At 74.3% G+C, this 25,004-nt stretch carries 33 protein-coding genes and 1 tRNA gene; 21 read left to right on the forward strand and 13 right to left on the reverse strand.

What is annotated here, in order from left to right; genetic code table 11:
* Positions 1-94: 94 nt before the first annotated feature.
* The 3 genes from Q1A09_RS14640 to Q1A09_RS14650 are packed head-to-tail and all read right to left on the reverse strand — an operon-like array spanning position 95 to position 3,169.
* Positions 95-1,225 (reverse strand): PLP-dependent aminotransferase family protein, encoded by a 1,131-nt coding sequence (locus Q1A09_RS14640; protein WP_299956144.1) that lies wholly within the window; start codon positions 1,223-1,225, stop codon positions 95-97.
* The gene (locus tag Q1A09_RS14645) at positions 1,222-1,785 is read right to left on the reverse strand and encodes a hypothetical protein (protein WP_299956146.1); all 564 of its coding nucleotides are present in this window, start codon (positions 1,783-1,785) and stop codon (positions 1,222-1,224) included. Before Q1A09_RS14645 ends, Q1A09_RS14640 begins: the two co-directional genes overlap by 4 nt.
* 1 nt (position 1,786) lies before the next feature.
* Positions 1,787-3,169 (reverse strand): FAD-dependent oxidoreductase, encoded by a 1,383-nt coding sequence (locus tag Q1A09_RS14650; protein ID WP_299956147.1) that lies wholly within the window; start codon positions 3,167-3,169, stop codon positions 1,787-1,789.
* A gap of 81 nt (positions 3,170-3,250) precedes the next feature.
* Here Q1A09_RS14650 and Q1A09_RS14655 point away from each other — a divergent pair, with 81 nt between their 5' ends.
* Positions 3,251-3,559 carry a putative quinol monooxygenase gene (locus Q1A09_RS14655; protein ID WP_299956149.1) on the forward strand — a complete coding sequence of 103 codons (309 nt, stop codon included), beginning with the start codon at positions 3,251-3,253 and terminating at the stop codon, positions 3,557-3,559.
* Between the two features lie 112 nt (positions 3,560-3,671).
* Here Q1A09_RS14655 and Q1A09_RS14660 read toward each other — a convergent pair whose 3' ends face one another.
* The 3 genes from Q1A09_RS14660 to Q1A09_RS14670 all read right to left on the reverse strand — a co-directional run bounded on the left by Q1A09_RS14660 (position 3,672) and on the right by Q1A09_RS14670 (position 6,357).
* A complete protein-coding gene (locus tag Q1A09_RS14660; RefSeq protein WP_299956151.1) occupies positions 3,672-4,481 on the reverse strand; it encodes an Fpg/Nei family DNA glycosylase in 810 nt (269 codons plus the stop codon).
* Between the two features lie 145 nt (positions 4,482-4,626).
* The gene (locus Q1A09_RS14665; protein WP_299956153.1) at positions 4,627-5,994 is read right to left on the reverse strand and encodes a deoxyribodipyrimidine photo-lyase; all 1,368 of its coding nucleotides are present in this window, start codon (positions 5,992-5,994) and stop codon (positions 4,627-4,629) included.
* Positions 5,995-6,036: 42 nt separating this feature from the next.
* The gene (locus Q1A09_RS14670; RefSeq protein ID WP_299956155.1) at positions 6,037-6,357 is read right to left on the reverse strand and encodes a GNAT family N-acetyltransferase; all 321 of its coding nucleotides are present in this window, start codon (positions 6,355-6,357) and stop codon (positions 6,037-6,039) included.
* Between the two features lie 643 nt (positions 6,358-7,000).
* Between Q1A09_RS14670 and Q1A09_RS14675 the strand changes: the two genes are divergently transcribed.
* The 17 genes from Q1A09_RS14675 (at position 7,001) to Q1A09_RS14755 (ending at position 19,332) form a co-directional block, all read left to right on the forward strand.
* A complete protein-coding gene (locus Q1A09_RS14675) occupies positions 7,001-8,275 on the forward strand; it encodes a glycine betaine/L-proline ABC transporter ATP-binding protein (protein ID WP_299956158.1) in 1,275 nt (424 codons plus the stop codon).
* Positions 8,268-9,245 carry a proline/glycine betaine ABC transporter permease gene (locus Q1A09_RS14680; protein ID WP_299956160.1) on the forward strand — a complete coding sequence of 326 codons (978 nt, stop codon included), beginning with the start codon at positions 8,268-8,270 and terminating at the stop codon, positions 9,243-9,245. The genes Q1A09_RS14675 and Q1A09_RS14680 overlap by 8 nt, the downstream gene beginning before the upstream one ends.
* 100 nt (positions 9,246-9,345) lie before the next feature.
* Entirely contained in the window at positions 9,346-10,275 is a 930-nt protein-coding gene (locus Q1A09_RS14685; protein WP_299956161.1) for a glycine betaine ABC transporter substrate-binding protein, read from the forward strand.
* A 132-nt stretch (positions 10,276-10,407) separates the two neighbouring features.
* Positions 10,408-10,483: transfer RNA gene (locus tag Q1A09_RS14690), tRNA-Arg, on the forward strand.
* Positions 10,484-10,769: 286 nt separating this feature from the next.
* The gene (locus Q1A09_RS14695) at positions 10,770-12,137 is read left to right on the forward strand and encodes a GntP family permease (RefSeq protein WP_299956162.1); all 1,368 of its coding nucleotides are present in this window, start codon (positions 10,770-10,772) and stop codon (positions 12,135-12,137) included.
* Positions 12,138-12,189: 52 nt separating this feature from the next.
* Entirely contained in the window at positions 12,190-12,624 is a 435-nt protein-coding gene (locus Q1A09_RS14700) for a hypothetical protein (RefSeq protein ID WP_299956164.1), read from the forward strand.
* A 41-nt stretch (positions 12,625-12,665) separates the two neighbouring features.
* A complete protein-coding gene (locus Q1A09_RS14705) occupies positions 12,666-12,962 on the forward strand; it encodes a hypothetical protein (RefSeq protein WP_299956166.1) in 297 nt (98 codons plus the stop codon).
* A 40-nt stretch (positions 12,963-13,002) separates the two neighbouring features.
* Positions 13,003-13,662, forward strand: a complete 660-nt coding sequence (locus Q1A09_RS14710) for a bifunctional 2-polyprenyl-6-hydroxyphenol methylase/3-demethylubiquinol 3-O-methyltransferase UbiG (protein ID WP_299956168.1) — start codon at positions 13,003-13,005, stop codon at positions 13,660-13,662.
* A gap of 16 nt (positions 13,663-13,678) precedes the next feature.
* Positions 13,679-14,002, forward strand: a complete 324-nt coding sequence (locus tag Q1A09_RS14715) for a helix-turn-helix transcriptional regulator (protein WP_299956170.1) — start codon at positions 13,679-13,681, stop codon at positions 14,000-14,002.
* A complete protein-coding gene (locus Q1A09_RS14720; RefSeq protein WP_299956173.1) occupies positions 13,999-14,481 on the forward strand; it encodes an SRPBCC family protein in 483 nt (160 codons plus the stop codon). The genes Q1A09_RS14715 and Q1A09_RS14720 overlap by 4 nt, the downstream gene beginning before the upstream one ends.
* Before the next feature lie 188 nt (positions 14,482-14,669).
* Positions 14,670-15,368, forward strand: coding sequence for a response regulator transcription factor (locus Q1A09_RS14725; RefSeq protein WP_299956175.1), 699 nt, complete (start codon positions 14,670-14,672; stop codon positions 15,366-15,368).
* 63 nt (positions 15,369-15,431) lie between these two features.
* Positions 15,432-16,277, forward strand: a complete 846-nt coding sequence (locus Q1A09_RS14730) for a sulfotransferase (protein WP_299956177.1) — start codon at positions 15,432-15,434, stop codon at positions 16,275-16,277.
* A 25-nt stretch (positions 16,278-16,302) separates the two neighbouring features.
* Entirely contained in the window at positions 16,303-16,662 is a 360-nt protein-coding gene (locus Q1A09_RS14735; protein WP_299956180.1) for a hypothetical protein, read from the forward strand.
* A gap of 23 nt (positions 16,663-16,685) precedes the next feature.
* Complete coding sequence (locus Q1A09_RS14740; RefSeq protein WP_299956183.1) at positions 16,686-17,132, forward strand: SRPBCC family protein; 447 nt, start codon at positions 16,686-16,688, stop codon at positions 17,130-17,132.
* Between the two features lie 40 nt (positions 17,133-17,172).
* Positions 17,173-18,018, forward strand: coding sequence for an NAD-dependent protein deacetylase (locus Q1A09_RS14745; RefSeq protein ID WP_299956186.1), 846 nt, complete (start codon positions 17,173-17,175; stop codon positions 18,016-18,018).
* On the forward strand, positions 18,015-18,314 hold the full coding sequence (locus tag Q1A09_RS14750) for a biopolymer transporter Tol (RefSeq protein ID WP_299956188.1): 300 nt from the start codon (positions 18,015-18,017) through the stop codon (positions 18,312-18,314). Before Q1A09_RS14745 ends, Q1A09_RS14750 begins: the two co-directional genes overlap by 4 nt.
* Before the next feature lie 61 nt (positions 18,315-18,375).
* Positions 18,376-19,332: an MSMEG_6728 family protein gene (locus Q1A09_RS14755; RefSeq protein ID WP_299956193.1), complete on the forward strand. Its 957-nt coding sequence runs from the start codon at positions 18,376-18,378 to the stop codon at positions 19,330-19,332.
* Between the two features lie 49 nt (positions 19,333-19,381).
* Here the strand turns inward: Q1A09_RS14755 and Q1A09_RS14760 are convergent, their stop codons facing one another.
* The 3 genes from Q1A09_RS14760 to Q1A09_RS14770 are packed head-to-tail and all read right to left on the reverse strand — an operon-like array spanning position 19,382 to position 21,011.
* Positions 19,382-20,263 (reverse strand): phosphotransferase family protein, encoded by an 882-nt coding sequence (locus tag Q1A09_RS14760; protein ID WP_299956196.1) that lies wholly within the window; start codon positions 20,261-20,263, stop codon positions 19,382-19,384.
* Positions 20,260-20,655 (reverse strand): PaaI family thioesterase, encoded by a 396-nt coding sequence (locus Q1A09_RS14765; RefSeq protein ID WP_299956199.1) that lies wholly within the window; start codon positions 20,653-20,655, stop codon positions 20,260-20,262. The genes Q1A09_RS14760 and Q1A09_RS14765 overlap by 4 nt, the downstream gene beginning before the upstream one ends.
* A complete protein-coding gene (locus Q1A09_RS14770) occupies positions 20,652-21,011 on the reverse strand; it encodes a VOC family protein (RefSeq protein ID WP_299956202.1) in 360 nt (119 codons plus the stop codon). The genes Q1A09_RS14765 and Q1A09_RS14770 overlap by 4 nt, the downstream gene beginning before the upstream one ends.
* 106 nt (positions 21,012-21,117) lie before the next feature.
* Between Q1A09_RS14770 and Q1A09_RS14775 the strand changes: the two genes are divergently transcribed.
* A complete protein-coding gene (locus tag Q1A09_RS14775) occupies positions 21,118-21,675 on the forward strand; it encodes a YbaK/EbsC family protein (protein ID WP_299956205.1) in 558 nt (185 codons plus the stop codon).
* 19 nt (positions 21,676-21,694) lie between these two features.
* Positions 21,695-21,853, forward strand: coding sequence for a hypothetical protein (locus Q1A09_RS14780; protein ID WP_299956208.1), 159 nt, complete (start codon positions 21,695-21,697; stop codon positions 21,851-21,853).
* 71 nt (positions 21,854-21,924) lie between these two features.
* Here Q1A09_RS14780 and mscL read toward each other — a convergent pair whose 3' ends face one another.
* From mscL to Q1A09_RS14795, 3 genes are all read right to left on the reverse strand, one after another.
* On the reverse strand, positions 21,925-22,347 hold the full coding sequence (gene mscL / locus Q1A09_RS14785; protein WP_299956213.1) for a large conductance mechanosensitive channel protein MscL: 423 nt from the start codon (positions 22,345-22,347) through the stop codon (positions 21,925-21,927).
* Positions 22,348-22,393: 46 nt separating this feature from the next.
* The gene (gene cpaB / locus Q1A09_RS14790; RefSeq protein WP_299956216.1) at positions 22,394-23,038 is read right to left on the reverse strand and encodes a Flp pilus assembly protein CpaB; all 645 of its coding nucleotides are present in this window, start codon (positions 23,036-23,038) and stop codon (positions 22,394-22,396) included.
* Positions 23,039-23,146: 108 nt separating this feature from the next.
* Positions 23,147-23,476, reverse strand: coding sequence for an FmdB family zinc ribbon protein (locus tag Q1A09_RS14795; protein WP_299956219.1), 330 nt, complete (start codon positions 23,474-23,476; stop codon positions 23,147-23,149).
* Positions 23,477-23,645: 169 nt separating this feature from the next.
* Here Q1A09_RS14795 and Q1A09_RS14800 point away from each other — a divergent pair, with 169 nt between their 5' ends.
* Entirely contained in the window at positions 23,646-24,128 is a 483-nt protein-coding gene (locus Q1A09_RS14800; RefSeq protein WP_299956221.1) for a MarR family winged helix-turn-helix transcriptional regulator, read from the forward strand.
* 5 nt (positions 24,129-24,133) lie between these two features.
* Here Q1A09_RS14800 and Q1A09_RS14805 read toward each other — a convergent pair whose 3' ends face one another.
* On the reverse strand, positions 24,134-24,856 hold the full coding sequence (locus Q1A09_RS14805) for an AAA family ATPase (protein WP_299956224.1): 723 nt from the start codon (positions 24,854-24,856) through the stop codon (positions 24,134-24,136).
* Positions 24,857-25,004 lie beyond the last annotated feature (148 nt).

A 25,004-nucleotide genomic window follows, 5' to 3' on the forward strand; every position in this document is an offset into this window, starting at 1 on the left:
CTGCGGGACGTGCAGGGCTGGGCGTTCGTGCGGGGGGTCGGACGCTGGTGCTCTGCGTCGTCCGTGCACGCAGAGCACCAGCGTCGCGGAACCGTTATGGGCGGGCGGCGTCGATGGCGGCGGCGAGCCGGCGGACGCCCTCGTCCACGTCGCCGGGCTGCACCGCGGAGTAGGCCAGGCGGAAGCTGTTGTTCCCGCCCTCGAGCAGGAAGTCGGTGCCCGGCACGATCGCCACCCCCCGGGCGGCGGCCTCAGCGGTGATCCGGGCGACGTCGTGGCCCTCGTCCTCGGGCAGCGAGACCCACAGGAAGTAGCCGCCCTCGGGACGGCGGAACGTGGCCTGGGGCAGGTGCTCGCGCAGCGCGTCGTCCAGCAGCCCGACCCGCTCGGCCAGCGCCGACTTCACCCGCTCCAGCGCCGCGGGGAACCGGTCACCGAGCAGGTACTGGTGCACGGTGCCCTGGGCGACCATGTTCGGCGCGATGTAGGTGTTGGTCGCCCGCACCCGGATCTTGTCGATGATCGCCGGCGGCCCGACCAGGTAGCCGACCCGGATGCCCGGGCAGACGGTCTTGGAGAACGACGAGGCGTAGACGACGTGCTCGCTCAGCGGCCCGCCGTCCAGCTCCAGCATCCGCGGCAGCGGCTCGCCGCTGAACCGGATGTCGACGTAGGGGTCGTCCTCGAAGATCACGAAGCCGTGCTCGCGGGCCAGCTCCAGCAGCCGCTGCCGCTTGGCCAGCGACAGGGTGTAGCCCGCCGGGTTCTGGAAGTTCGGGATGACGTGCGCCAGCGTCGGCTTCAGCCCGCCGTCCAGCAGGGCGGCGACCTCGTCGACGGCGATGCCGTCCTCATCCAGCGTCACCAGGTGCACGTCGGCGCCGCGCGAGCGCAGCCCGAGCAGCGTGCGGTCGTAGGTGGGCCGCTCGGTGATCACCGCCGAGCCCGCGGTGGCCAGCTCGTCGAAGAGGAAGGCGTCGGCCTGCATCGAGCCGTTGGTGACCAGCACGTGGTCGACCGGGACGCCGTGCTTCTCGGCGATCCACGCGCGCAGCGGCACGTAGCCGACCGCCGTCCCGTAGCCGGTCAGCCCGGCCGGGTCGGCGTCGAACGCGGCGACGGCGGCCTGCTTGAGGCCCTCGACGTCGACGATGTCGGTGGACGGGGCGCCGCGGGCGAAGGAGATCATCGTGCTGGCGGGCGAGGTCTGCGCTGAGCCGGTCACGCGATCGAGTCTGCCGTACGGACGGCGTCGCGGCGGTAGCGGCGGGGGACCACCCAGGCTGCCCACACCACCAGGTACGCCAGGTAGGCGATGAGGATGACGACCGCCGTCGTCGGCAGGTGGGAGCCGGTCGCCCCTGCCGCGGCGCGGGAAGCAGTCAGCGCCGCCTCGCGCGAGGGGTACGACGGGGTGTCCTGGCCTGTCCACGATGCGGCCTCCGAGCCGCCGAGCGGCCCGTACACGACCGCCAGCTCGGCGGTCAGGAACAGCAGGGTGACCGCACCCAGGTGCGCCAGGTCGGCGGAGACCATCCGGCGCAGCACCGTCTGCCGCGCGGTCGCCGTCGGGGCGTACCTCAGCACCAGGGCGGCGGCGCCGCCGGTCACCGCCGCCACTGCCGTCCCGGCTCCCGCGGCCAGCAGCACCAGGTGGTCCCGGCGCGCCAGGTGGGTGACGAGCAGGTCGGCGTCCCAGCCCAGCGGTACTAACTCCGGCAGTGCCGTGCCCAGCATCAGGCAGAGCAGTGCGTAGAGCGCGCCCGCCGCGACCAGTGGCAGCACCTCAGCCCTCGACCGCCGCTGCGGCGGCCCGGACGGCGTCCAGCAGCTGCTGCCGGTCGTGGATGGTGGTGCGGGCCCGGCCGTGCACCGCGCCCAGCGCGATCTCGGCGGCGTCGATGGCCCGCCAGTCGGCCAGCAGCACCGGGTGCCCGCCGCGGGCCAGCAGGGTGTCGACCCAGTCGTCGTCCCCGCCCGGCCGCAGCGCCCCGGACGCCACGTCGGCCAGCAACGAGGCGACGGTCTCCCGGGCGTCGTGCTTGTTGGTGCCCACCACGCCGGTCGGGCCGCGCTTGATCCAGCCGGCCACGTACTCGCCGCGGCTGACCTCGCCGTCGCGGAGCACCCGGCCGGCGTCGTGCGGCACGGTGCCGCCGTCCAGCGGCAGCCCGGGGAGCGCGTGTCCGCGGTAGCCGACCGAGCGCACCACCAGGTCGGCCGGGACGACGTCGAGCTCACCGGTGCCCACCGCCCGGCCCTCGGCGTCCACCGTGGTCCGCTCCAGCTCGACCCCGGTCACCCGGTCGGTGCCCAGCAGCCGCACCGGGCGGGCGTGGAAGCGCAGCCGCACGCTCACCGTGCCCGGCGCGGCCTCGTGGCCGGCGTAGTCGGCGAGCGCGGCGAGGTTGCGGGCGACGTGCCGGTCCTCGGCGGCCAGCGCGGCGTCCCCGGCGTCGGTGAGGTCGGCCGGGTCGACGAGGACGGTGGCCGCGGCCAGGTGGCCGAGCTCACGCAGCTCCTGGGTGGTGAAGCTGGCCTGCGCCGGGCCGCGGCGGCCGAGCACGGTGATCCGCTCGACCGGGGCGGCGGCCAGGGTGTCGAGCACGTGGTGCGGCATGTCGGTGGGGTGCAGCTCGGCGGGGGATCGGGCCAGCACCCGGGCCACGTCGAGGGCCACGTTGCCCACGCCGACCACCACGACGTCCCGGGCCCGGGTCACCAGCTCCTCGACCCGCGCCCGGTCGGCGTCGGGGTGCCCGCAGTACCAGGCGACGACGTCGGTGGCGGCCAGGCTGCCGGGCAGCTCCTCGCCGGGGATGCCCAGCGCGCGGTCACCGGCCGCGCCGTAGGTGTAGACGACGGCGTCGACGTGGGCGCGCAGGTCGGCCAGCGACAGGTCGGTGCCGATCTCCACGTTGCCGACGAAGCGCACCCGCTCGTGGTCCAGCGTGTGGTGCAGCGTCTCGCGCAGCGCCCGCATCTTCAGGTGGTCGGGGGCGATGCCGTGCCGCACCAGGCCGAACGGGGTGGGCAGCCGGTCGATCAGGTCGACCGCGACCGGGACGTCGTCCTGCCCGGCGAGCGCGTCGGCGGCGTAGATGCCCGCCGGGCCGGCGCCGACGACGGCCACGCGCAACGGTCGACCGGGCACTGTCGGTTGGGCCACGCCCGCATCGTCGTCCCGATGAGGGGTAGGCGCCAGGGTGAACCCGGGCAGCCGTGCCCGACCACCGCTGAGGAGTCCTGCGTGTCCATCACGATCGTCGCCACCATCTCGCCCAAGCCCGGCCGCGCGGACGCCGTCCGGGAGGCGTTCACTGCCGCCATCCCGAAGGTGCACGAGGAGCCCGGCTGCGAGCTCTACGCGCTGCACGAGGACGGCTACGGCTTCGTGATGATCGAGCGCTGGGCGACCCAGGACGACGTCAAGGCGCACGGCGCCGGCGAGACGTTCAACCAGCTGTCCGAGAGCGTCAAGGACGACCTGACCGAGCCGATCGGCGTCCGGCTGCTGCAGGCCGTGCCCGCCGGAGACGAGGCCAAGGGCGCCCTCTGACGAAGGACCCCCGTGCCCCCCCGACCCTCGCGAGCTCGGGCCGGCACCCGGTCAGGCCCCGTCCCGAGGCTCGCCCCGAGCTCGCGAGGGGTGAGGAGGACGGGGTCCTTCCTCAGACGGCCTGGCAGGTGGGGCACCAGAAGAGGTTGCGGCCGACCATGACCTCGGTGCGCACCTCGGTGCCGCAGATCCGGCAGGGCAGCCCGGCGCGCCGGTAGACGTAGTGGGCGTCCTCCCGGAGCGCCGGGCCGCGCCGGCGCTCCCGGTCGGTGCGCTCGGTGGTGACGATCCGCCCCGCCTTGACCCCGGCGCGCATCAGCACGACCAGGTCGGCCCACATCGCGGCCCACTCCTCGGCGGTGACGGCCCGCCCCGGCCGGAACGGGCTCATCCGCTGCCGGAACAGGACCTCCGCGCGGTAGACGTTGCCGACGCCGGCGAGCACCGCCTGGTCCATCAGCAGCGCGCCGATCGCCACCCGGCTGCGGGAGATCCGGGCGAACGCCTTGGCCGGGTCCGACCGCCGGCGCAGCGGGTCGGGGCCCAGCCGGTCGAGGATCAGCTGCACCTCGCCGTCGGTGATCAGGTCGCAGGCGGTGGCCCCGCGCAGGTCGGTCCACACCCCCGCGCCGTCCTCGCCCGGGCCCTCCCAGCGCATCCGCAGCGCGCCCCGCGGCTCCGGCGGCAGCCCGGTCCCGGCGGTGAACTTGCCGTAGAGGCCCAGGTGCACGTGGACGACGTCCGGGCCGAAGTAGGCGAACAGGTGCTTGCCGTAGGAGGTGACCTCGTCGAGCACCCGGCCGTCGAGCAGCTCCGCCTGCGGTGCGAAACGGCCCTGCGGGCTGGTCACGTGCACCTCGCGGCCGGCGAACGCGGCCTGCTGCTCCCGGGCCAGCCGGAACAGGGTGTGGCCCTCAGGCACCGACGATCACGCCGTCCAGCTTCACCCGCACCGGCGCCGTCCGCCACGACGGGACCGGTGACCCAGCCGACACCCCGCGCGGCCGGGACCGGCCATGTTGGCCAACATGGCCGCTCCCTCCGACACCGCCCGTCCGGGTCCTGCCTCAGCGGGCGCGGACGGCGGCGTAGCGGTCCAGGGAGACCTGGCGCTCGTGGGCGTGGTCGACGACCGGCTCGGGGTAGCCGGCCGGGACGCCGCCGGGCGCGGTCCACGGTTCGTGCACGTGCTTCGGGTCGAGGTCGCGCAGCTCGGGCACCCAGCGCTTCACGTAGGCGCCGTCGGGGTCGAACTTCTTGCCCTGGGTGACCGGGTTGAACACCCGGTAGTACGGCGAGGCGTCGGTGCCGGTGCCGGCCACCCACTGCCAGCCGTGGTTGTTGCTGGCCAGGTCGCCGTCGACGAGGTGCTCCATGAAGTACTTCGCGCCCAGCGTCCACTCCTGGTGCAGGTCCTTGACCAGGAAGGAGGCGACGATCATCCGCACCCGGTTGTGCACGTAGGCCTCGCCGAGCAGCTGGCGCATCCCGGCGTCCACGATCGGGAAGCCGGTGGTGCCGGTCTGCCAGGCGTGCACCAGCTCCTCGGCGTCCGGGCCGGAGTCGTAGCCCATGCCCTGCAGCTCCGGCTTCAGGTACTCCCGGGCCGAGTCCGGCCGGTGCCAGAGCACGTCGGCGTAGAAGTCGCGCCAGGCCAGCTCGTCGGTGTAGCGGCGCACCGACTCCGAGCCCTGCTCGGCGGCCAGGTCGGCCAGCAGCGTGCGTGGGTGGATGCAGCCGTACTTCAGGTAGGCCGAGAGCCGGCTCGTCCCGTTCGTGCCCGGGGTGTTGCGGCCCTCGTCGTAGCCGAGCAGCCGCTCGTCCCGGAACCGGTGCCAGGCCGCCAGCGCCGCCGCCTCACCGGCCGGGGGCAGCTGCACGCCGTCCAGGTCCGGCCGGGGTAGGCGGTCGTCGGAACGCACGCCGTCCAGCCACGGGACGACGTCCGGGCGGACGGCGGGGGAGTGCCAGCCGTGCTCCCGCCAGGCCCGGGCGAAGGGGGTGAACACCTGGAACGGCGTGCCGTCGCGCTTGACCACCCGGCCCGGCGCCACGGCGTACGGCGAGCCGGTGCGCACCAGCGGGACGTCGCCCAGTGCCCGCGCCACCGCCTGGTCGCGGCGCCGCCCGTACGGGCCGGCGTCCGCGGTGACGTGCACGCTCACCGCGCCCAGCTCGGCGGCCAGCGCGGGGACGACCGTGGCGGGGTCGCCGGTGCGGGTGACCAGGGCGCCGCCGCTCGAGGTGTCGAGCTCGGCCAGGCAGTCGAGCAGGAACCGGCGCCGCGGCTCACCCGACGGGCCGTAGAGCCGCTCGTCGAAGACGAAGACCGGGACGACGCTGCCGTCGGGCCCCGCGGCGTCGACGGCGGCGAGCAGAGCGGGGTGGTCGTCCAGGCGCAGATCGCGGCGGAACCAGAGCAGCGCGGTGGGCACCCGGCCGAGCCTAGGAAGCGCCGGCTCCTGCCGCTGGGTGGATCAGCTGTGCGCTGGTGCCAGGCCGAACGTGGGCCGGTCGGCCTCGGCGACGAGGTCCAGCTGCTCGGGGTGGTCGAGGAGGTACTTGCGGATGAAGGAGCAGTAGGGAAGCACGTGCAGCTGCCGCTCCCGGGCGGCGGTGAGCACGCCGGCGACCAGCTGGGTGCCCAGGCCGCGGCCGCCCATCGACGGGTCGACCTCGGTGTGCGGCAGCGTCATCGCGTCGCCGTCCACGTGGTAGCTGGCCAGGCCGACGACACGGTCGCCGTCCCGGATCTCGAAGCGCCCGCGCTCGGGGACGTCGACCACCGTGATGTCCATCTGTGCTCTCCACCTCCCGCGCTCCGGCGCCGTTGCCGGGGCTCGTACGTGCTTCGACAAGGTAACGGTTGCGACACGTCGTCGCCCGCATCCACACCGACGAGCGGCAGGGCGAGGACGTTCCCGCAGGGGCCCGCTGAACGGCTCGACCAACCCCGAGAAATTGTCCCACAGTGCGCACGTGGTGACTCGTTGATTCCTTCTGTTGAGATCTCGTGAAGATGTCGTGGCGCATTCTTCATGTGTTTCGCGCCGCCGGATCGCCGGTCCAGGGCGTTGACGCCGGGCGGTGAAAGGCCAGCTCAGCCGGGTCATGATGGGTTCGCAGCAGGCTCGTCGACCATCGCCGTCGTGTTCTTCGACACCATCGGCAGAGATCACGACCGAATAACGGAATGGCTCGGTCGGAGAACTTTCGCATTTCCATCGGGACATCGCTGTTAGCGTTCTCAGTCAGATGTGGGAGTGGGTCAGACCCGCCCCCGCCCGGCTGGCCCCGGCGCACGCAGGAGGGGTGCCCACCCCCTCCGCGCCCCGGCCGAGCTCCGTGGCCCCGTGCTGACACCCGCGGTGCAACGCATGTGCCCCCGCCGCACGCGCTGCCCGGCCGCGGGTCCGACTGTTGAGAACGAGAGGTGGTCCCGTGCCCGCTGTGCATGCCGAGGGCCTGTTCAAGGTGTTCGGCCGGCGCCCCGCAGACGCGGTGCGCCGGCTCCAGGACGGCGCCTCCGTCGCCGACGTCCGGGAGTCCGGTGCGACCCCGGCCGTCATCGACGCCGGCTTCAGCGTCGAGCCCGGCGAGATCTTCGTGGTGATGGGCCTGTCGGGCTCCGGCAAGTCGACCCTGCTCCGGATGCTCAACGGCCTGCTGGAGACGACGGCCGGCACCGTGCGGGTCGGCGACGCCGAGCTCACCGCGCTGGACGCTCCGGCGCTGCGCCGGCTGCGGCAGGAGCGGATGAGCATGGTGTTCCAGCACTTCGCGCTCTTCCCGCACCGCAGCGTGCTGGACAACGCCGCCTACGCCCTCGAGGTGCGCGGCGTCGACCGCGCCACCCGCCGGGCCAAGGCCCGGGAGGCGCTCGCGCTCGTCGGCCTGGACCAGTGGGCCGACCAGAAGCCCGGGCAGCTCTCCGGCGGCATGAAGCAGCGGGTGGGCCTGGCCCGCGCGCTGGCCGCCGACACCGACCTGCTGCTGATGGACGAGGCGTTCAGCGCGCTGGACCCGCTGATCCGCCGGGAGATGCAGGACCAGCTGCTGGAGCTGCAGGCGTCGCTGGGCAAGACCATCGTCTTCATCACCCACGACCTCAACGAGGCCATGCGGCTGGGTGACCGGATCGCGATCATGCGCGACGGCCGGATCGTGCAGATCGGCACGCCCGACCAGATCCTCGAGACCCCCGCCGACGACTACGTGCGGCAGTTCCTCGCCGACGTCGACCGCGGGCGGGTCTTCACCGCCGGGCACGTGATGGTCCCGGCGCCGGCGCTCGTCGCCCCCACGGCCGCACCCGCGCAGGTGCTGCAGACCATGCGCGACACCCGCGCCGGCTCGGTCCTGGTCGGGGACGGCGACGGTCGGGTGGTCGGCGTCGCCACCGAGGACGTCGTCCGGACGGCGGTGGCCGCCGGGGCGTCCTCGCTCGCCGGGCTCCCGCTGCTGCCGGCGGTCGACGTCCGGGCCACGACCCCGCTCAACGACCTGCTCGCCGCGGCCGCCCAGGACGAGGTCCCGGTGACGGTGGTGGACGACGACGGCCGGTTGGCCGGCGTGGTCCCGCGGGGGGCGGTGCTGGCCGCGCTGGGTGGCGTCCCGCGCCCGGCGGCCCAGCCGCCGGTCGCCCTCGCCGAGGCCGAGGCCGTACCGCCGGCGGACGAGACCGCCCTGATCACCTCGGGAGGCATCCGTGGCTGAATCGTCCGACGACAGCGGCCTGCTGCCCCGCATCCCGGTCGGCGAGTGGGTCGACACGGCCTTCGACTGGGTGACCGAGAACTTCGAGCCGGTGCTCGATGCGATCAGCACCGCCAGTGGTGCCGGCGTGGACGGTCTCACCGACGCGCTGCTGCTGCCGCCGGCGATCCTGCTCGCGGCGCTGCTGGCGCTGCTCGGGGGTGTGCTGCGCTCGGTGCGCTTCGGCATCGCATCGCTGGTCGGTCTGCTGCTGCTGATCAGCATGGAGATGTGGGAGCCGGCGATGCAGACGCTGGCGCTGATCCTGGTGGCCACGGTGATCGCCGTCGCGATCGGAATACCGGTCGGCATCGCGGCCGCCAAGAGCAGTCGGGTCAGCGCCGTCGTCCGGCCGGTGCTGGACTTCATGCAGACCATGCCGGCGCTGGTCTACCTGATCCCGGCGGTGACCTTCTTCGGCATCGGCGTGGTCTCCGGCGTGGTGATGACGATCATCTTCGCGCTGCCGCCGGGGGTGCGGCTGACCGAGCTGGGCATCCGGCAGGTCGACGGGGAGCTGGTCGAGGCCGGGCACGCCTTCGGCAGCCCGCCCGGCAAGATCCTGCGCGGCGTGCAGCTGCCGCTAGCGCTGCCGACGATCATGGCCGGCGTCAACCAGGTGATCATGCTGGCGCTGTCCATGGCGGTCATCGCGGGCTTCGTCGGCGCCGGTGGGCTGGGTGGCCTGGTGGTGACCAGCCTCTCCCGGCTGGATCTCGGCCTGGGCGTGGAAGCCGGCCTCGCCGTGGTCATCCTGGCGATCTACCTCGACCGGCTGACCTCGGCCTTCGGCCAGCAGCGGCGCGGGTTCCCGTCCTTCCTGAGCCGCGGCGGGACCGTCACCACCACCGCCGCCGCCTCCAGCCGGTCCGTCGACGCCCCCGTGACCGGGGCGACCGACCAGAACGCACGACCAGAACCTGCCCGGTAACCGATCGGCGACGGCCCACCCGGGCCGTGGCCGCGGAGCCGGAGCGACAACGGCGCGCGGGGCAGTCGACCGCCGCCAGATGCACGGAGAGGAAGCAGAGATGATGCACAAGAGCCTGACCACCCGGGGCGCGAAGCTGGCCACCGGCCTGGCCGCCGTCGCCCTCACCGCCACCGCCTGCGGGGGGAGCAGCGACGAGGAGACCTCCGCCGCCGGCGGGACGTCGTCCGGCGGCTCCTGCGAGAGCGTCAACCTGGGTTTCATCCCGTCCTGGACCGACGGACTCAGCCTGGCCCACCTGTGGGACAACCTGCTCGGCGAGCAGGGCATCGACGTGGAGATGACCGAGATCGCCGACGCCGCGCCGCTGTACGCCGGTCTGGCCGGCGGCGACGTCGACGTCTACCCCTCCGCCTGGTCGGAGGTGACGCACGCCGACTACATGGACGAGTACGGCGACCAGATCGAGGACTACGGCGCCTACTACGAGGGTGCGCGGCTGACCTTCGCGGTGCCGGAGTACACCGACATCTCCTCGATCTCCGACCTGACCGGCAACGCCGAGCAGTTCGACGGCCGGATCGTCGGCATCGAGCCCGGCGCAGGCCTCACCCGGACCACGCGGGAGAGCGTCATGCCGGCCTACGAGCTGGAGGACGACTACACGCTGGTCGAGTCCTCCACCACGGCGATGCTGGCCGAGCTGCAGGCGGCCACCGACGCCAACGAGGACATCGTCGTCACGCTGTGGCGCCCCTTCTGGGCCAACAGCGAGTTCCCGGTCAAGGACCTGGAGGACCCGGAGGGCGCGCTGGGTGAGGCCGAGGGCCTGCACACCCTGGCCACCGAGGGCTTCTCCGACCGGTGTGCCGACGTCGCGTCGATGATGGAGAACATCCAGCTGAGCGACGAGCAGTACGGCTCGCTGGAGAACATGGTCGTCAACGAGTACGGCGAGGGCCAGTACGCCGAGGCCGTCGACGCCTGGCTCGAGGAGAACCCGGACTTCATGGAGTCCCTGCAGAGCTGATCTCCGGCTCTGCATCACCCCGAGGGGCTCGGCGGCGCGTGCCGTCGGGCCCCTCTGGGTGTCCGATACCCTCTCGACGGCAACCGGGCCGGCGCGCAGCGGTCCGGTGGCGGTGCGACCAGCACCGCCGCAGCCCCCGTAGCTCAGGGGATAGAGCATCGGTTTCCTAAACCGTGTGCCGCAGGTTCGAATCCTGCCGGGGGCACCACCGGCTCGCATGGTCAGCGGCCGTTGCACGTCGTGGAGCCGGTCGACGACCACCGCGGACGGCAGGTCAGCGGGTGCCGCCGCCTCGCCGGAGGCCGCGAGGCGCCTCCTGCACCATCGACGGCCCACCGCTGCGGTGGCGGCTGAGCCCCTGCCCGCGGCATAGTCACCCCACCGCTGGACCAGCACGGTCGGGACTGCCCGCACTGCTCAGTCGGCACGGCACGCGCATCGCGTCGCGCTCAGCAGCGTGGCGTCACCGCGGAAGGCGCAGATCGGAGACGCTCGTGGAGGTCGTGCACTCCGCGATCGCGATCCTGGGCGCGATCGTGCTGATCATCCGGTTCAAGGTCGACCCCGTCATCTCCCTGCTGCTGGCCTGCATCTACCTCGGGCTCGCCGCCGGGCTGGGCGCCGAGGGCACCGTCGCGCAGATCACCGGGGGGTTCGGCGAGATCATGGCCGAGGTCGGCCTGCTCATCGGCTTCGGCGTGCTGATCGGGGCACTGCTGCACGCGATGAGCACCTTCAGCGACCTGGTGGACGTCCTCGCGCGCCGGGTGGGGCGCCGCCTGCCGTATGCGATGGCCGGCACGCTCGCCACGATCTTCCCCTCCATCTACGTCGACGTGCAGGTGGTCCTGGCAGCCCCCATGGCCAAGGAGTCGGCGCCGGCCGTCGACCGTCGCCACGGCCTGCCGTGGCTCGCCGGGGCCATGGCCGTCGGCATCTTCGCCGGCTACGTGTTCGTCGTCCCAGGGCTCGCCGCTGTCGCCATCGCCGGGCTCATGGACGTGCCGCTGGGCATCTACCTGCTGTACGGACTTCCGATCGGGCTGACCACCGCACTGGTCACGACGTTCCTGTTCCGGCGGCTGCTGGGGCGCGGACTGTGGAACGACGAGACGGACCTCGACCCGGATGCGGTCGTCGTGGAGGGCGGCCCGCACGACGAGGACGAGGACGTGCCGCTGGCCGAGGGCGCCGCGCGGTTGCCGCTGTGGGTGCGCCTGCTGCCGATCCTGGTGCCGCTGGTGTTGATCGCCAGCGGGGCGATCGCCGGCGTGGCCGGGCTCTCGAACCCGGTCCTCGCCTTTCTCGGCGACGCCAACATCGCGCTGTTCGTCGGGCTGTTGATCGCCTTCGGCATGGTCCGCCCCTCGCTCGGTGCGGGCGGGGTCGGCACGGTCCTCACCGGCGGCTTCCACACGACCGGCGAGATCCTGCTGGTCACCGGCGTCGGCGGGTCGCTCGGCGCCGTCATCGCCGAGAGCGGCATGACCGAGAGGCTCGAAGCCCTCTTTTCGGCCGAGGAGAACGCGCCGGTCGTCCTCAGCATCCTGCTCGCCTGGTCGATCGCCGCGGTGCTGCACTTCGCGATCGGGTCGGTGTCCGTCGGGGCGATCACCGCCGCCGGCATCATCTCGCCCGTCGTCGGATCGCTCGGGGTCGACCCCGTCGTCATCGCGCTGGCGATCGCGTCGGGCGCGATGTTCGCGCTCCACGTCAACAGCAACTTCTTCTGGATGTTCAGCACGCTGCTCGACATCTCGACCAAGGGCAGCTTGAAGACCCTGACGCTGGCGACCTCGCTCGGGTCCGTCGTCTCCCTGCCGCTGGTCCTGGTGGCCAGTCTGGTGGCCGCGGCGCTCTGAGCGGGGTCGAGGTCGGTGGGAGCCCGCGCACGCCGCGGGCGACACTGGGGGCATGACCGCTGCTGATGCCGGGCCGCGCGCCGACCGGGACCCCAGGCCGCTGACCGACGACGCGCGCGCCCTGCTCGACGCGCTCCTCGCCCACGACTTCCTCGGCGTCGCCGAGCTGCGCGCCCAGGTGCCCCGGGCCACTTCGACCCCGGGCTGCCGCTGCGGGTGCGGGACGCTCGACCTGCACGTCCCCGACGACGTGCCGGCCGCCCCGGCCAGCGGCCCGGCGCCGGTGGAGGGGACCGTCGTCGCCGCCGACGGCTCGCCGGTGGGCGGCGTCCTGCTCTTCGTGGAGGACGGCCGGCTGAGCCGGCTGGACATCACCTCCCACGGCGACCCGCTGCCACTGCCCTCTCCGGACCGGGTCACCTGGGGCCCCACCCGGTGGGCGGGCGCGGACACCGTGCGCCGGCCAGCCCGGTTCCGTCGCGGCTGAGCCCCGCGTGGCAGCCCGGCCCGGCGGGTAGCCGGCGGGGCATGGCAGTGCGCAGCGCGGCGGTCGCGGCCGCCGACCAGTGGGTCGACCCGGATGACGGCATCCGCTACCCGGCCGGTGAGGTGCACGCCTGGGAGCGCGGTCGGAACGAGACGGTCTGCGGGCTCTCGCTGTACCGCTCCCGCCTGGCCCGGTTCCCGCACGTCGGCTGGGCCGACGTGCAGCCGGAGTCCGGCCGGCACGCGGAGGGCGTGGTCGACGTCTGCCGCCGCTGCCGGGCGGGGACCGGCGCCCGCCGGGACGAGCGCGGCTGGACCCGGACGAACCCGCGTCCCTGAGCAGGCCCCACGGTGGAGGTGCCGGTGACAGGGTGGGCGGGTGGCCGGTTGCTGTGACCCCCGTGGCTGTGACCAGGTCTTCGACGCACGGTTCGCCCGGCGGCGGGCCGACCGGTACCGGCGGCGTGGGCTGGACCGCACCGCTCAGGCGATGGTGGAGCTGCTCGCCGAGCGCGGCCTCCAGGGGGCGACGGTGCTGGAGATCGGCGGCGGGGTGGGGGAGATCCAGCTCGAGCTGCTGGCCCGCGGCGCGGCGTCGGCGACGAACCTGGAGCTCTCGCCGTCCTACGAGGCCGAGGCGACCGCACTGGTCGCCGAGGCCGGCCTGACCGGGCGGGTGCACCGCCGGCTGGTCGACGTCGCCGCCGACCCCGACGCGGTCGAGCCGGCCGACGTCGTGGTGCTGCACCGGGTGGTCTGCTGCTACCCGGACGTCGAGGCGCTGCTCGGCGCGGCCGCCGACCATGCGCGTCAGCAGCTGGTGTTCAGCCACCCGCCGCGCACCCTGCTGTCCCGCGCGGCCACGGGGGCGGAGAACCTCGCCGCTCGGGTGTCCGGCCGGGACTACCGCGCCTTCGCCCACCCGCCGGCGGAGATGCTCGCGGTGCTCGCGGAGCACGGCCTGGAGCTGACCGGCAGTCACCGCGGCCCGATCTGGCGGGTCGCCGCGCTCCGACGTCTTGACCGGCCAGCTCAGTAAGTCATAGCTTACGTTCGTGACGACTTACCGATCAGGGGACGGCTGGGAGGCCCTCGGGGACCCGACCCGGCGGGCCATCGTGACGTCCCTGGCCGAGCGGCCGCAGGCCGTCGGCGAGCTCGCCGACGAGCTGCCGATCAGCCGGCCGGCGGTGTCCCAGCACCTGAGGGTGCTCAAGGACGCCGGCCTCGTCACCGACCGCGCGGTCGGCACCCGCCGGGTCTACCGGCTCAGCCCGGAGGGTCTGGGTGCGCTGCGGGACCAGCTCGACACCTTCTGGCAGCGAGCCCTGCACGGCTACCAGGAGATCGCCGAACGACCGACCGAGGAGAACCCATGACCCAGACAGCTGCCGTGGTGGTCCGCCGCGAGATCGTCGTGCACGCGACGGTCGAGCAGGCGTTCACCGTGTTCACCACCCGGTTCGGCGACTTCAAGCCACCGGAGCACAACCTGCTCGGCGCCCCGATCGTCGAGACCGTGTTCGAGCCGCGGGTCGGCGGCGCGATCATCGACCGGGCCGCCGACGGCAGCGAGTGCCGCTGGGCCCGCGTCCTGGTCCACGAGCCGCCGCACCGCGTGGTCTTCAGCTGGGACATCAGCCCGCAGTGGCAGGTGGAGACCGACCCCGAGCGCACCAGCGAGGTCGAGGTGCGGTTCGTCCCGGAGGGGTCGGACGCCACCCGGGTCACCGTGGAGCACCGGCACCTCGACCGGCACGGCGAGGGCTGGCCGGCCGTCAGCAACGGCGTCGCCGACGACGCCGGCTGGCCGCTGTACCTGGCCCGGTTCGCCGCCCTGCTGGCTGCGGACAGCTGACCGCACGGCGGTCTCCCGTCGGGGGCCGGCGCACGCTGAGCGACGCAGCGCGCCGGCCCCTGAGGGCAGGTCCCCGGCGAACGTGCAGGTCGCGCACAGAAAGTCCTCAAGGACTCCGTTCACCCGGTCGATCTACTGGTTGTCAGCCGATGACCCACAGTGAGCGGAGACCGAACGTGTCCACCCCGATGGCCAGCACCCCCCGCGGCGTCACCCGCGTCCTGATCCTCGCCGACGCCCCGGTCCTGCGCCGTGGGCTGATCGGCATGATCAACGAGACCGCCGGCATGCAGGCGGTGGGCACCCCCGGGGAGCCGCGCCGCGCGCTGACCCTGGCCGAGTCCGCCCGCCCCGACGCCGTCGTGGTCGAGCTGGGCACCGGCCGGGCCGCCACGCTGAACGCCTGCCGCGACCTGCGCCGCCGCTTCCCGCAGCTGGCGATCGTCGCCCTGGCCACCTCCGAGGACCCGGCCGTGGTCAACGAGGCGCTGGCCGCCGGCGTCCGCGGCTACCTGCTGATGAACACCTCCCCGACCCTGCTGGGCTGGGCGGTGCTCGCGGCCCGCGCCGGGCGCACCGTGGTCGACCCGCAGATCCGCCGCGGTGAGGGCTCCGAGGTGCCGGTCTCCCGCGAGCTGACCCCCGAGGTGCCGCTGACCCGCCGCGAGTCCGACGTCCTCGACGAGCTCATCCAGGGCCAGTCGAACCGGGCGATCGGCAAGAACCTGTTCATCTCCGAGGACACCGTCAAGTCCCACGTCAAGGCGATCCTGCGCAAGCTGGGTGCCCGCGACCGGGCGCACGCGGTGTCCCTGGTGCTCTCGGCCCGCAACCCGGGCTGCAGCTGCGGCGCCCACCGGCTCACCGAGGCCCCGGCCGACGTCTGACCGCTCGGCACCCGCCGCCCGGGCCGGGCGGCGGGTGGGCGGAGCCGGGGTTAGGTTGCCCCGGTGCCTCCGACGACGACCGTTGTCAGCAGTGACCCGGCGCAGGTGCAGCGGCTGTTCGTCGTCGGCTGCCCGCGCTCGGGCACCACGCTCCTGCAGTCCTTCCTCGCCGCGCACCCCGCCGTCCACTCGTTCCCGGAGACGCACTTCTTCTACCGGCTGCGGGCCGGCGGTGAGCGGGCCGGGCAGGGGCTGATCAGCCCGGAGCTGGCCGCGGACCTGCCGCAGGTCGCCGGCTTCCTGGGCAGACCCGGCACGACCTGGCCGTCGCCGCCGACGGTGCCCGCCACGGCGGAGACGTTCGTGGCGACCGCCGACGCGGTGGCCCTCGCCGAGGGCGCCACCGGCTGGGTGGAGAAGACCCCGGCCAACCTCTACGCGATCGACCTGATCGAGCAGCTGGTGCCCGGCGCCCGGTTCCTGCACATCCTCCGGGACGGCGCCGACGTGGTCACCAGCCTCTGCGCCGTCGCCGGCGGGTGGGGGAGCAGCTACTCGGTGGACCAGGCGCTGGACCTGTGGACCGAGTGCGTCGAGATCACCGCCGCCCACCGCGACCGGCCGGGCCACCACGTCGTCTCCTACGCCGACCTGGCACAGCGCCCCGAGCCCACCCTGCGGTCGGCCTGCGACGCCGTCGGGCTGGAGTACCGCCCGGCGATGGTCGAGGGCCGGGCCACCGCCGCCCGCGGCCTGATCAAGGACTTCGAGCACTGGAAGGGCGACAACGTCGGCCCGCTCGCGTACCGCCCGCGCGAGCGGTTCGCCCAGGCCTTCGACCCCGGGACCCGCCGCCGGATCGAGGAGCGGGTCGCCGCCGTGCAGCTGCCGGAGACCGTGCCCGGCTGAGCCGCACGGGGTTACCGTGCTGGGCATGGTCGGCATCCTGGCGGCTGCGCTGCTGCTCCTGCTGCTGGCCGGGATCGTCGCCTGGGCGGTCTCGGAGCCTCGGCCCGCGGCCGGCCGGGCACTGCCGCCGCGCGAACGGGCCTGGCAGCAGCAGGCCGTCGCCGCCGCCCGCTGGGGCGCCGCGCACGACGAGGTCGACGGGGAGACGCGGGTGCTGCTGCGGCGCAGCTGCCCCGGCCTCGACGGGCGCCCGGAGGTGCTCGAGGAGCGGGTCTTCGACAGCTTCCCGGCGGACGACCCGATGTGGGAGGCGCGCTTCACCGAGGCGATGGCCGGCGCCCGGTTCCGCTGCTCGTACCTCAACACCGAGGAGGGGCACGGCTGAGCCGGTCGGGCAGGATGGGCGGCATGGGTCAGGTCGTCGCCACCACCGAACGGGTCGTGCGGGCACCGGCGGACGTCGTCCGCGCGGCACTCGCCGACTACACCACCACCCGCCCCGCGGTGCTGCCCGAGCAGTACAGCGAGTACCGGGTGGACGCCGGCGGGCAGGGGGCCGGCACGAAGGTCCACTGGCGGCTGCAGGCGACGTCCAAGCGGGTGCGCGAGCAGGACGTCGTCGTCACCGAGACCCCGGACGGCGCGCTGGTGGAGACCGACACCAACTCGACCATGGTGACCACCTGGACCGTGTCGGCCGCCGACGCCGGGGTCAGCACCGTGCGGGCGCGCACCACCTGGACCGGTGCGACCGGCATCGGCGGGTTCTTCGAGCGCACCTTCGCGCCCAAGGGCCTGTCCCGCATCCAGGACGCGATGCTGACCCGGCTCGAACAGGCGGTCACCGCCGGCTGAGTTGCGGGCGCGGTCGCCGTCCGGCAGGGACGATGGGGGAGTGACCGCAGCGACACCCACCGTCGAGGGGCTCTCCGAGCTCGCCGGCCTGCTCGCCGACGGCGGGGCCCTCGTGCTCTCCGGCGCCGGGCTCTCCACCGACTCCGGCATCCCCGACTACCGCGGTGCGACCGGCTCGCTGCGCCGGCACACACCGATGACCTACCAGACCTTCACCCGCGACCCGCGGGGCCGGCACCGCTACTGGGCGCGCAGCTACGTCGGCTGGCGGCAGATCGCCGACGCCCGGCCCAACGCCGGCCACCGGGCCGTCGCCGTGCTGCAGCAGGCCGGCGCGGTGGGGGAGGTGATCACCCAGAACGTCGACGGGCTGCACCAGGCCGGCGGGGCCCGCGACGTGCTGGAGCTGCACGGCGGCCTGGACCGGACCGTCTGCCTGGCCTGCGACGACGTCGCCTCCCGGGTGGAGCTGGACCGGCGGCTGCGCACGGTGAACCCAGGCTTCCGCCCCGAGGTCACCGACGAGGTCAACCCGGACGGCGACGTGGAGCTGCCCGAGGAGGCGCTCGACGGGTTCGTGATGGTCGACTGCCTGGCCTGCGGCGGTGGTCCGCTCAAGCCCGACGTCGTCTTCTTCGGCGAGACCGTGCCGCGGGACCGGGTCGACCGCTGCTTCGCCCTCGTCGAGCAGGCCCGGTCGCTGCTGGTGCTGGGCTCGTCGTTGACCGTGATGAGCGGCTACCGGTTCGTCATCGCCGCCGCCAAGCGCGGCATCCCGGTCGCCGTCGTGAACTCCGGACCCACCCGCGGCGACGCCAAGGCCACGCTCAAGGTCGACGCCCCGCTGGGCGCAGTGCTGCCCGGGCTGGCCCGCCGGCTGGCATGACCCGCGAGGTCGAGCACACCGACGACGGTCGCTGGATCGTCGTGGACGGCCGCCGCTGGCGGACCGCCGACCCGGCCCTGCCCGACGACGTCCGGGCCCGGCTGTTGCACCACCTCGGGGTGGCCCGGTCGGCGGTGCGCACCTCGCGCGGGGACGACGACGCGGTGGCCGCCGCCCGTGCCCGGGTGCAGCTGGCCAAGACCGGCCTCGGTGAGCGCGGCCCGGCCTGGTGGGACCAGGACGATGACGAGCGCCGCACCCGCTGGGAGTCCGCCCTCCGCGACCTGGAGCCCTGAGGGGCTGCGGCCCCTGGGGTCGGGGATTGGTCGTTCGTCGCCGCGGGCAGGAAGGCCGGCGATGCAGACCTTCCTGCCGGTCGCCGACTTCACCGAGTCCGCCCGGCTCCTGGACAACCCCCGCCTCGGCAAGCAGCGGGTCGAGTGCCTGCAGGTGCTGCGCGCCCTAGAGCTCCCCGACTACGGCTGGGCCAACCACCCGGTGGTCACCATGTGGCGCGGGCACACCGCCGGCCTGGTCGTCTACTCACTGGCGATGGTGCGGGTCTGGCGTGAGCGCGGCTTCGCCGACACCACCGAGACGCTGATCGCCGAGTTCGCCCCGGACGCCGCCGCGCTGACCCAGGCCGAAGCCGCGGACGCCGGGCTGCTGCCCAGCTGGGTCGGCGACGAAGCGCTGCACCTGTCGCACCGGTCGAACCTGCTGGCCAAGGACCCGGGCTTCTACCGCTCCCGGTTTCCCGCCGACCCCGACGACCTGCCCTACGTCTGGCCCGGCCCGGACGACGTGCCGCCGGCGCCCGCACCGGAGGGCGTGCCGGTCTGGGTGGTGCGGCCGCGGGCGCACAACGAGCTGGGCGCCGCACTGGCCACCGGGGTGGTGGGGCTGGGCACCCAGTCCGGCATCGACGTCGACGCGACCGGCCAGTCACCGGCCGAGCTGCGCGCGCTGTCCAAGGAGCTCTCCGGGCGCCGTCCGGCCAAGGACCTCCGCCAGCTGTCCGCCTTCCTGGACGACGTGGCGCCGGGCGACCTGGTCGGCCTGCCGATCGAGCACGGTGGTGGCCTGCTGCTGGGTGAGGTGGTGGGCGACTATGCCTTCGCCGGCCGCGAGCTGCTGCCGCACCGCCGTCCGACCCGGTTCGAGTCGGTCGTGCCGCGCTCGGCGGCCCGGCCACCGGCGACCCTGCAGGACCCGCGGGCGCTGTTCCAGGTGGTCCTCGACCCCGACGCCGTCCCGGCGGCCCTGGCGGCCCGGACCCCGTCCCGGGTTGTGGCCGGCCGCCGGCCGGGTTGACCCGGTCGACCTGACGTTGAGCCGCGCCACGGCACGGCTCAACGTCAGGTCAGCCGGCTCTACCCAGACGGGCACCGACCTCCTCGACGGCGGCGGTCAGCCGGGCGCGGGCTTCGGGGAGGTCGGCCGGTTCCCGCGCCGCGTGCACGAACCACCAGGCGCCGGAGTAGAGCCGCCGGAACCAGACGAACGGTGCGATTTCGTCGTCGGTGACCGGGTCGGGCATCGCGTCCAGCGCGGCTCGGCCGTCGAGCCGGGCGGTGGCGCGCAGGCTGGCCAGGTCCCAGCCCCGTGGGCCCCGGGAGGTGTCCTCGAGGTCGGTCCAGCGCAGTCCCTCGCTCGTGACCAGCAGGTTGCCGGAGTGGGTGTCGCCGTGCAGCGTCATCTCGGGGCCGGTGAGGCGTGGCCGCAGTGCGGTGACCAGTTCGCCGACCTCGGGGAGCAGTGCGGGGTCGGCGCCCAGCTCGGCGCCGGTGGCCAGGAAGGTCGCCAGGTCGTCCAGCGGCCGGTCCAGCGGCGAGCCGGTCCACAGCGGCGGCAGCGTGCCGAGCACCTCGTGCAGCTCGGCCAGCGACCGGCCGGCCTGCTCCGCCGTCGGCCGTGCTGGCGACACGTCGACATGTCGCCAGAACGACACGGTGAGCCCGTCGTGCTCGTGCGGACCGGGTGGCAGCAGGTCCGACGGCGGTACGACCGCCGCCCCGGCCGCGGTCAGTGCCGCGGCGAGCGCGACCTCCCGGGTGAACGGCTCGCGGATCTGTGGCCGGAGCAGTGGGGTGTAGACCGCCACCCGCGCCACCACCGGTGCCGGGCGCAGGTGCACCACGGCGTTGACGCCCCAGGACAGCAGCGCCGGGTCGTCGACGCCGAGGCCGTGCTGCCGCGCGAGGGCCACCGCGGCGGCGACCGCCCGCCCGGCGGTGGCCGTCACTCCCGGGAGACGTTCTGCAGCCGCACCTGCCCGCGGGCGACGGTCTTGCCGTCCTCGCGGGTGAGGGTGACCAGCCACAGCTGCAGGGTCTTGCCCTGCTGCACCGGCTCGGCGACGACGTCCAGCCGGCCGGCGGTGACGGGCCGCAGGAAGTCGGTCTGGTTCGCGACGCCGACGCTGAACTGCCCCCGGTCGGCCACCGCGGTGCTGGCGCCCACGCTGGCCGCGGACTCGACGATCGAGCAGTAGACGCCCCCGTGCACCACGCCCCACGGGGTGTGGTGCTGCGGGCCCAGCTCGGCGTGCCCGGTCACCCGGGTGCCGGTCACCTCGGTCAGCTCCAGGCCGGTGGCCGCGACGAACGCGCTGGCCGCAGTCAGGTCCGGGGTCACGCGGCGTCCCAGACCAGGCAGAACGGGTGCCCGACCGGGTCGGCGTACACCCGGAAGTCCCCGCCGCCACCGGGCAGCCGGCGGGCGCCGAGCTCCAGCACCTGCGGCTCGGCGACGTCCACGTCGGCGACCCGGATGTCGAGGTGGAACTGCTGCGGCCGGCTCGGGTCCGGCCAGTCCGGGGGCTGGAGGTCGGGGGCCTGCTGGAAGGCGATCCGGTAGCCGGCGCCGGTGACCACCACCCAGTCGTCGCCGGGCTCGCCGTGGACCTCCATGCCGAGCAGTCCGGCGTAGAAGGTCGCCAGCGCGTGCGCGTCGGGGGCGTCGATGACCACGGAGTGCAGCTGACCGATCATGACGGCCATCCTCTCCCGCTGCCGTACCGCTCACCAGCAGGGGCCGGAGGCCGACCCGGGTCACCCCGCCCGGCGGGCACCCCGGCCGTGTCGGACGATCAACGGCATGGCCGCACCCGACCCCGCCCCCCAGCTCGGCACGCTCACCTGGCTCCCGGCCGCCGACCGGCTGGACCTGCTCGGTGCGCCGGTGGCCGGCGCCGTGCCCACGCTGTCCGCACCCGTCTGGGTCGCCGAGATCGCCGACGACGCCGCCGACACCGCCGCGTTCACCGAGGCCTACCAGGTGCCGCTGGCCGCCTCCGCCAACTGCGTGGTCGTGGCCGCCCGGCGGTCGGGGGAGACGACGATGGCCGCCTGCCTGGTGCTGGCCACCACCCGGGCCGACGTCAACGGCCTGGTCCGGCGGCACCTGGGAGCTCGCAAGGCCTCCTTCGCCCCGCAGGACGTCGCCGTCGCCGAGAGCGGCATGGCCTACGGCGGGATCACCCCGATCGGGCTGCCGGCGTCCTGGCCGGTGCTGGTCGACGCCGCGGTGGCCGCCAGCGAGCTCCTCGTCATCGGCTCGGGCACCCGGGGCAGCAAGCTCGCGGTGCCCGGGTCGGTGCTGGCGGCGCTGCCCGGTGCGCAGGTGCTGGAGGGCCTCGGCCAGCCGGTCGACTGAGCCTGCCTACGCTCGGGGCGTGTCAGAGCGCGAGCAGCCACCCGCGGAGCCCGCCCCCCGGCGCCCCGAGCGGGCGCCCGACGACAGCGACGTCGGCTGGGGCGAGCGGCTGAGCGACCCGGACGACGACGACCGCCGCTACCTGGAGGACCGCCCGCCGCACTGGGGCAGCGACTGACGGCCGGCCTCGTCCTCCTCGCCCCTCGCGAACTCGGGGCGAGCCGCTGGAGGAGGTCGTCACCTCGCGGGTCAGGCGCGGTGACGGGCCTCCGTGTCGGTCGTCGGCTGCTCCGGGGCGTGCTGGGCGCGGAGCAGGTCGCGGATCTCGATGAGCAGCTCGGTCTGGGTGGGCAGCACCGGACCGGCCTCCTCGCCCCGCTCCCGGCGCTCGAACAGCGCCTTCATCGGCAAGACCACCACGAAGTAGATGACCGCCGCGGTGAGCACGAACGTGATCACCTGGTTGACGAAGGCGCCCCAGGTGAACACCTGCTGGTCGACCTCGAACGTGCCGCCCTCGACCCCGCCGCCGCCGACCAGCCCGATGAGCGGGCGCAGGAACGACTCGGTGAACGAGGTGACCACGGCGGTGAACGCGGCGCCGATGACGACCGCCACCGCCAGGTCGATGACGTTCCCGCGCAGCAGGAAGTCCTTGAAGCCCTTGAGCACGTCCGCACCCCTCGACTCGTGCGGCCGCCCTCCGGCGGCCCGGTGATCACGGCCGGCCGAGGGTAACGGTGAGACTGCCGCTCGCCGCGGCAGCAGCCAGCGCGGCGGCCGTTTCCGGCGGCACGGCCAGCACCAGCAGCCCCGCGTCACTCGCTGCCGCCCCGGCCTCGCCGTCCGGTGCCGGGGCGGTCAGCACGAGGGCGCCGGAGGCGACCACCTCCACCGACGGCTGGGCGGCCTCGCCCGCGGCGGCGAGCACGTCGACCCGGTCACCGGCGCGCAGCAGCGTGGCCACCGCGAGGTCGGCGAGCCGGACGGGTGCCGCGACCTGCCCCTCGGGCACCGCGGCCCACAGCCCGGGCCCGACCAGCCGGACGTCGGTGATCGGCTCCCCGGCCCGCAACGGCGCGGCCAGCACCCGCCCGGTCAGCTCGGCAGGGTCGGGGCTGATCCCGGCGGGCGCCCGGTCGGCGGGCAGCTGCGCCGCCAGCACGTCGTCGGCGGTGAGCACCCGACCGGCCGGCAGGTCGGCGGCCGCGACGGCCACGGGGACCGCCGGGCTGCCGATCGGGGTGCCGGTGGCCGGTGCCGGAGGGTGCAGGGCGAGCACCAGGGCGAGGCAGGCGAGACCGGCCGCGGCCACCTGCCGCAGCAGCCGCACCGGAGCACGGGGACGACGCAGTCGGGACATGCCCCCACGGTCGCGGCAGCCGGCCCTCAGCGGCCGGTCGCCGGCCAGGTGGTGGACAGCGGGGAAGGGTGTGGACGGGCAGCAGCGCGGTGCCGCCCGCCCGTGCCGTCAGTCGGCGGACTTGCTGCTGCTGCTCGACGAGGTGGTCGAGGACGAGGAGCTGGTGGTCGACGAGCCGCTGGAGGAGGACTCCTTGGTGCCGGAGCCGGTGGACTCCTTCTTCGCGGCGGCCGGGGCGGTGGTCGAGCTCTCGGACTTGCGGCTGTCGGTGCGGTAGAAGCCCGACCCCTTGAACACCACGCCGACCGACCCGTAGACCTTGCGCACCGGTTCGCCGCACTCCGGGCAGGTGGCCACCGCGGGGTCGGTGAACGACTGCACGACCTCGAACTCGTGCTTGCCCTCGGGGTTGCTGCAGACGTACTGGTACGTGGGCACGGTGCTGGAGACTCCTCGTCACGGTCCGAGCCGGGCTGGCACTCGGCCCCGGCGACTGCCAATGATGCGCCGTCCGCCCACCGGTCGTCCACGCCGGGCACCCGGTGCGGGTGGGTGCCGCCGGTCACACCGACGCCGACCCGCTGCCCGGCCGGTACCGTTGCCCGCCGTGTCCTCCCCGTGGCTCGACGAGCAGCAGCAGCGCACCTGGCGCGCCTGGCTCGCGGTCTCCGAGCTGCTGCCCCGCACGCTGGACGCCCAGCTCCAGCGGGACGCCGGACTGACCCACGCCGCCTACGTCGTGCTGGCGATGCTGTCGGAGGCACCGGACCGCAGCCGCCGGATGAGCGACCTGGCCCGCACCGCGAACCAGTCGCAGAGCCGGCTCTCGCACACCGTCGCCCGGCTGGAGGAGCGTGGCTGGGTGCGCCGGGAGAAGGCCGCCGAGGACCGGCGCGGCAACCTCGCCGTGCTCACCGACGCCGGCTGGGACGTCGTCACGCGGGTCGCGCCGGGGCACGCCGCCGCGGTCAAGGAGGGGTTGTTCGCGGCGCTGACCGCCGACCAGACCGCGGCGCTGGGGGACGCGCTCACCGCCGTCCTCGACCGGCTCGACCCCGACCACACGCTGCGGGTGCCCGCGGTCGGCTGATCGGGTCAGCGCAGGTGGCGCAGGAACGCCTCCGGTGAGTCGAGGAACTGCCGCCAGCTGGTGGTGAGCTCCAGCTCCGACCAGACCGCCGGCCGCATGCCCCACCCTCCGACCTCCAGCAGCGTCGCGCCCGGGAGGGCGGCGACGACGGGGGAGTGGGTGGCGACGACGACCTGCGCGCCGCGGTCGAGCAGGGCGAGGAGGTGGGAGACCAGCGCCAGGCTGCCGCCGAAGGAGAGCGCGGCGTCCGGCTCGTCGAGCAGGTAGACGCCCCGCCCGGCCGCTCGGCTGGTGAGCACCTCGAGGAACGCCTCCCCGTGCGACAGCTCGTGGAAGAGGGGCTCCGGTCGGTCCGACGGGTTCGCCTCCAGGTAGCTGTACAGGCCGTGCAGCGTCTCGTCCCGGAGGAAGTAGCCCCAGCGGGACGCCCCAGGGCTGCGCTCGACGACGAGCCCCAGCGACTCGGGCTCGCTGGCCCGCGTGCGGTGCCGGGCGTTGACCGAGCCGCCCTCCGGGTTCAGGCCGAGGGTGACCGCGAGCAGCTCCATCACCGTCGACTTGCCCGACCCGTTCTCCCCGACGAGCACCAGCGCCCCGGCGGGCAGCTCGAGCCCCTCGTCGACCAGCTGCGCGACGGCGGGCACGGTCAACGGCCAGCACGCCCGCTGCTCGGCGGACGGTGGAGCGGCGGGGTCGGGTCTGATGCGGCGGATCGGTCGCTGGTCCACCCGGCCATCCTCACCCGCCGGTACGACACCCCGGCCGTCGTCCCCGCGCTGGACGTCGTCTCTGTGGCGACGTCAGGAGCCCGGGCCGGGGCCGTCCCCCCGCACCAACGGCTGTCCTCCCGGACCAACGCTGGTGCGGGAGGACAGC

Source organism: uncultured Modestobacter sp. (genome assembly GCF_947486615.1).
GTDB lineage: Bacteria > Actinomycetota > Actinomycetes > Mycobacteriales > Geodermatophilaceae > Modestobacter.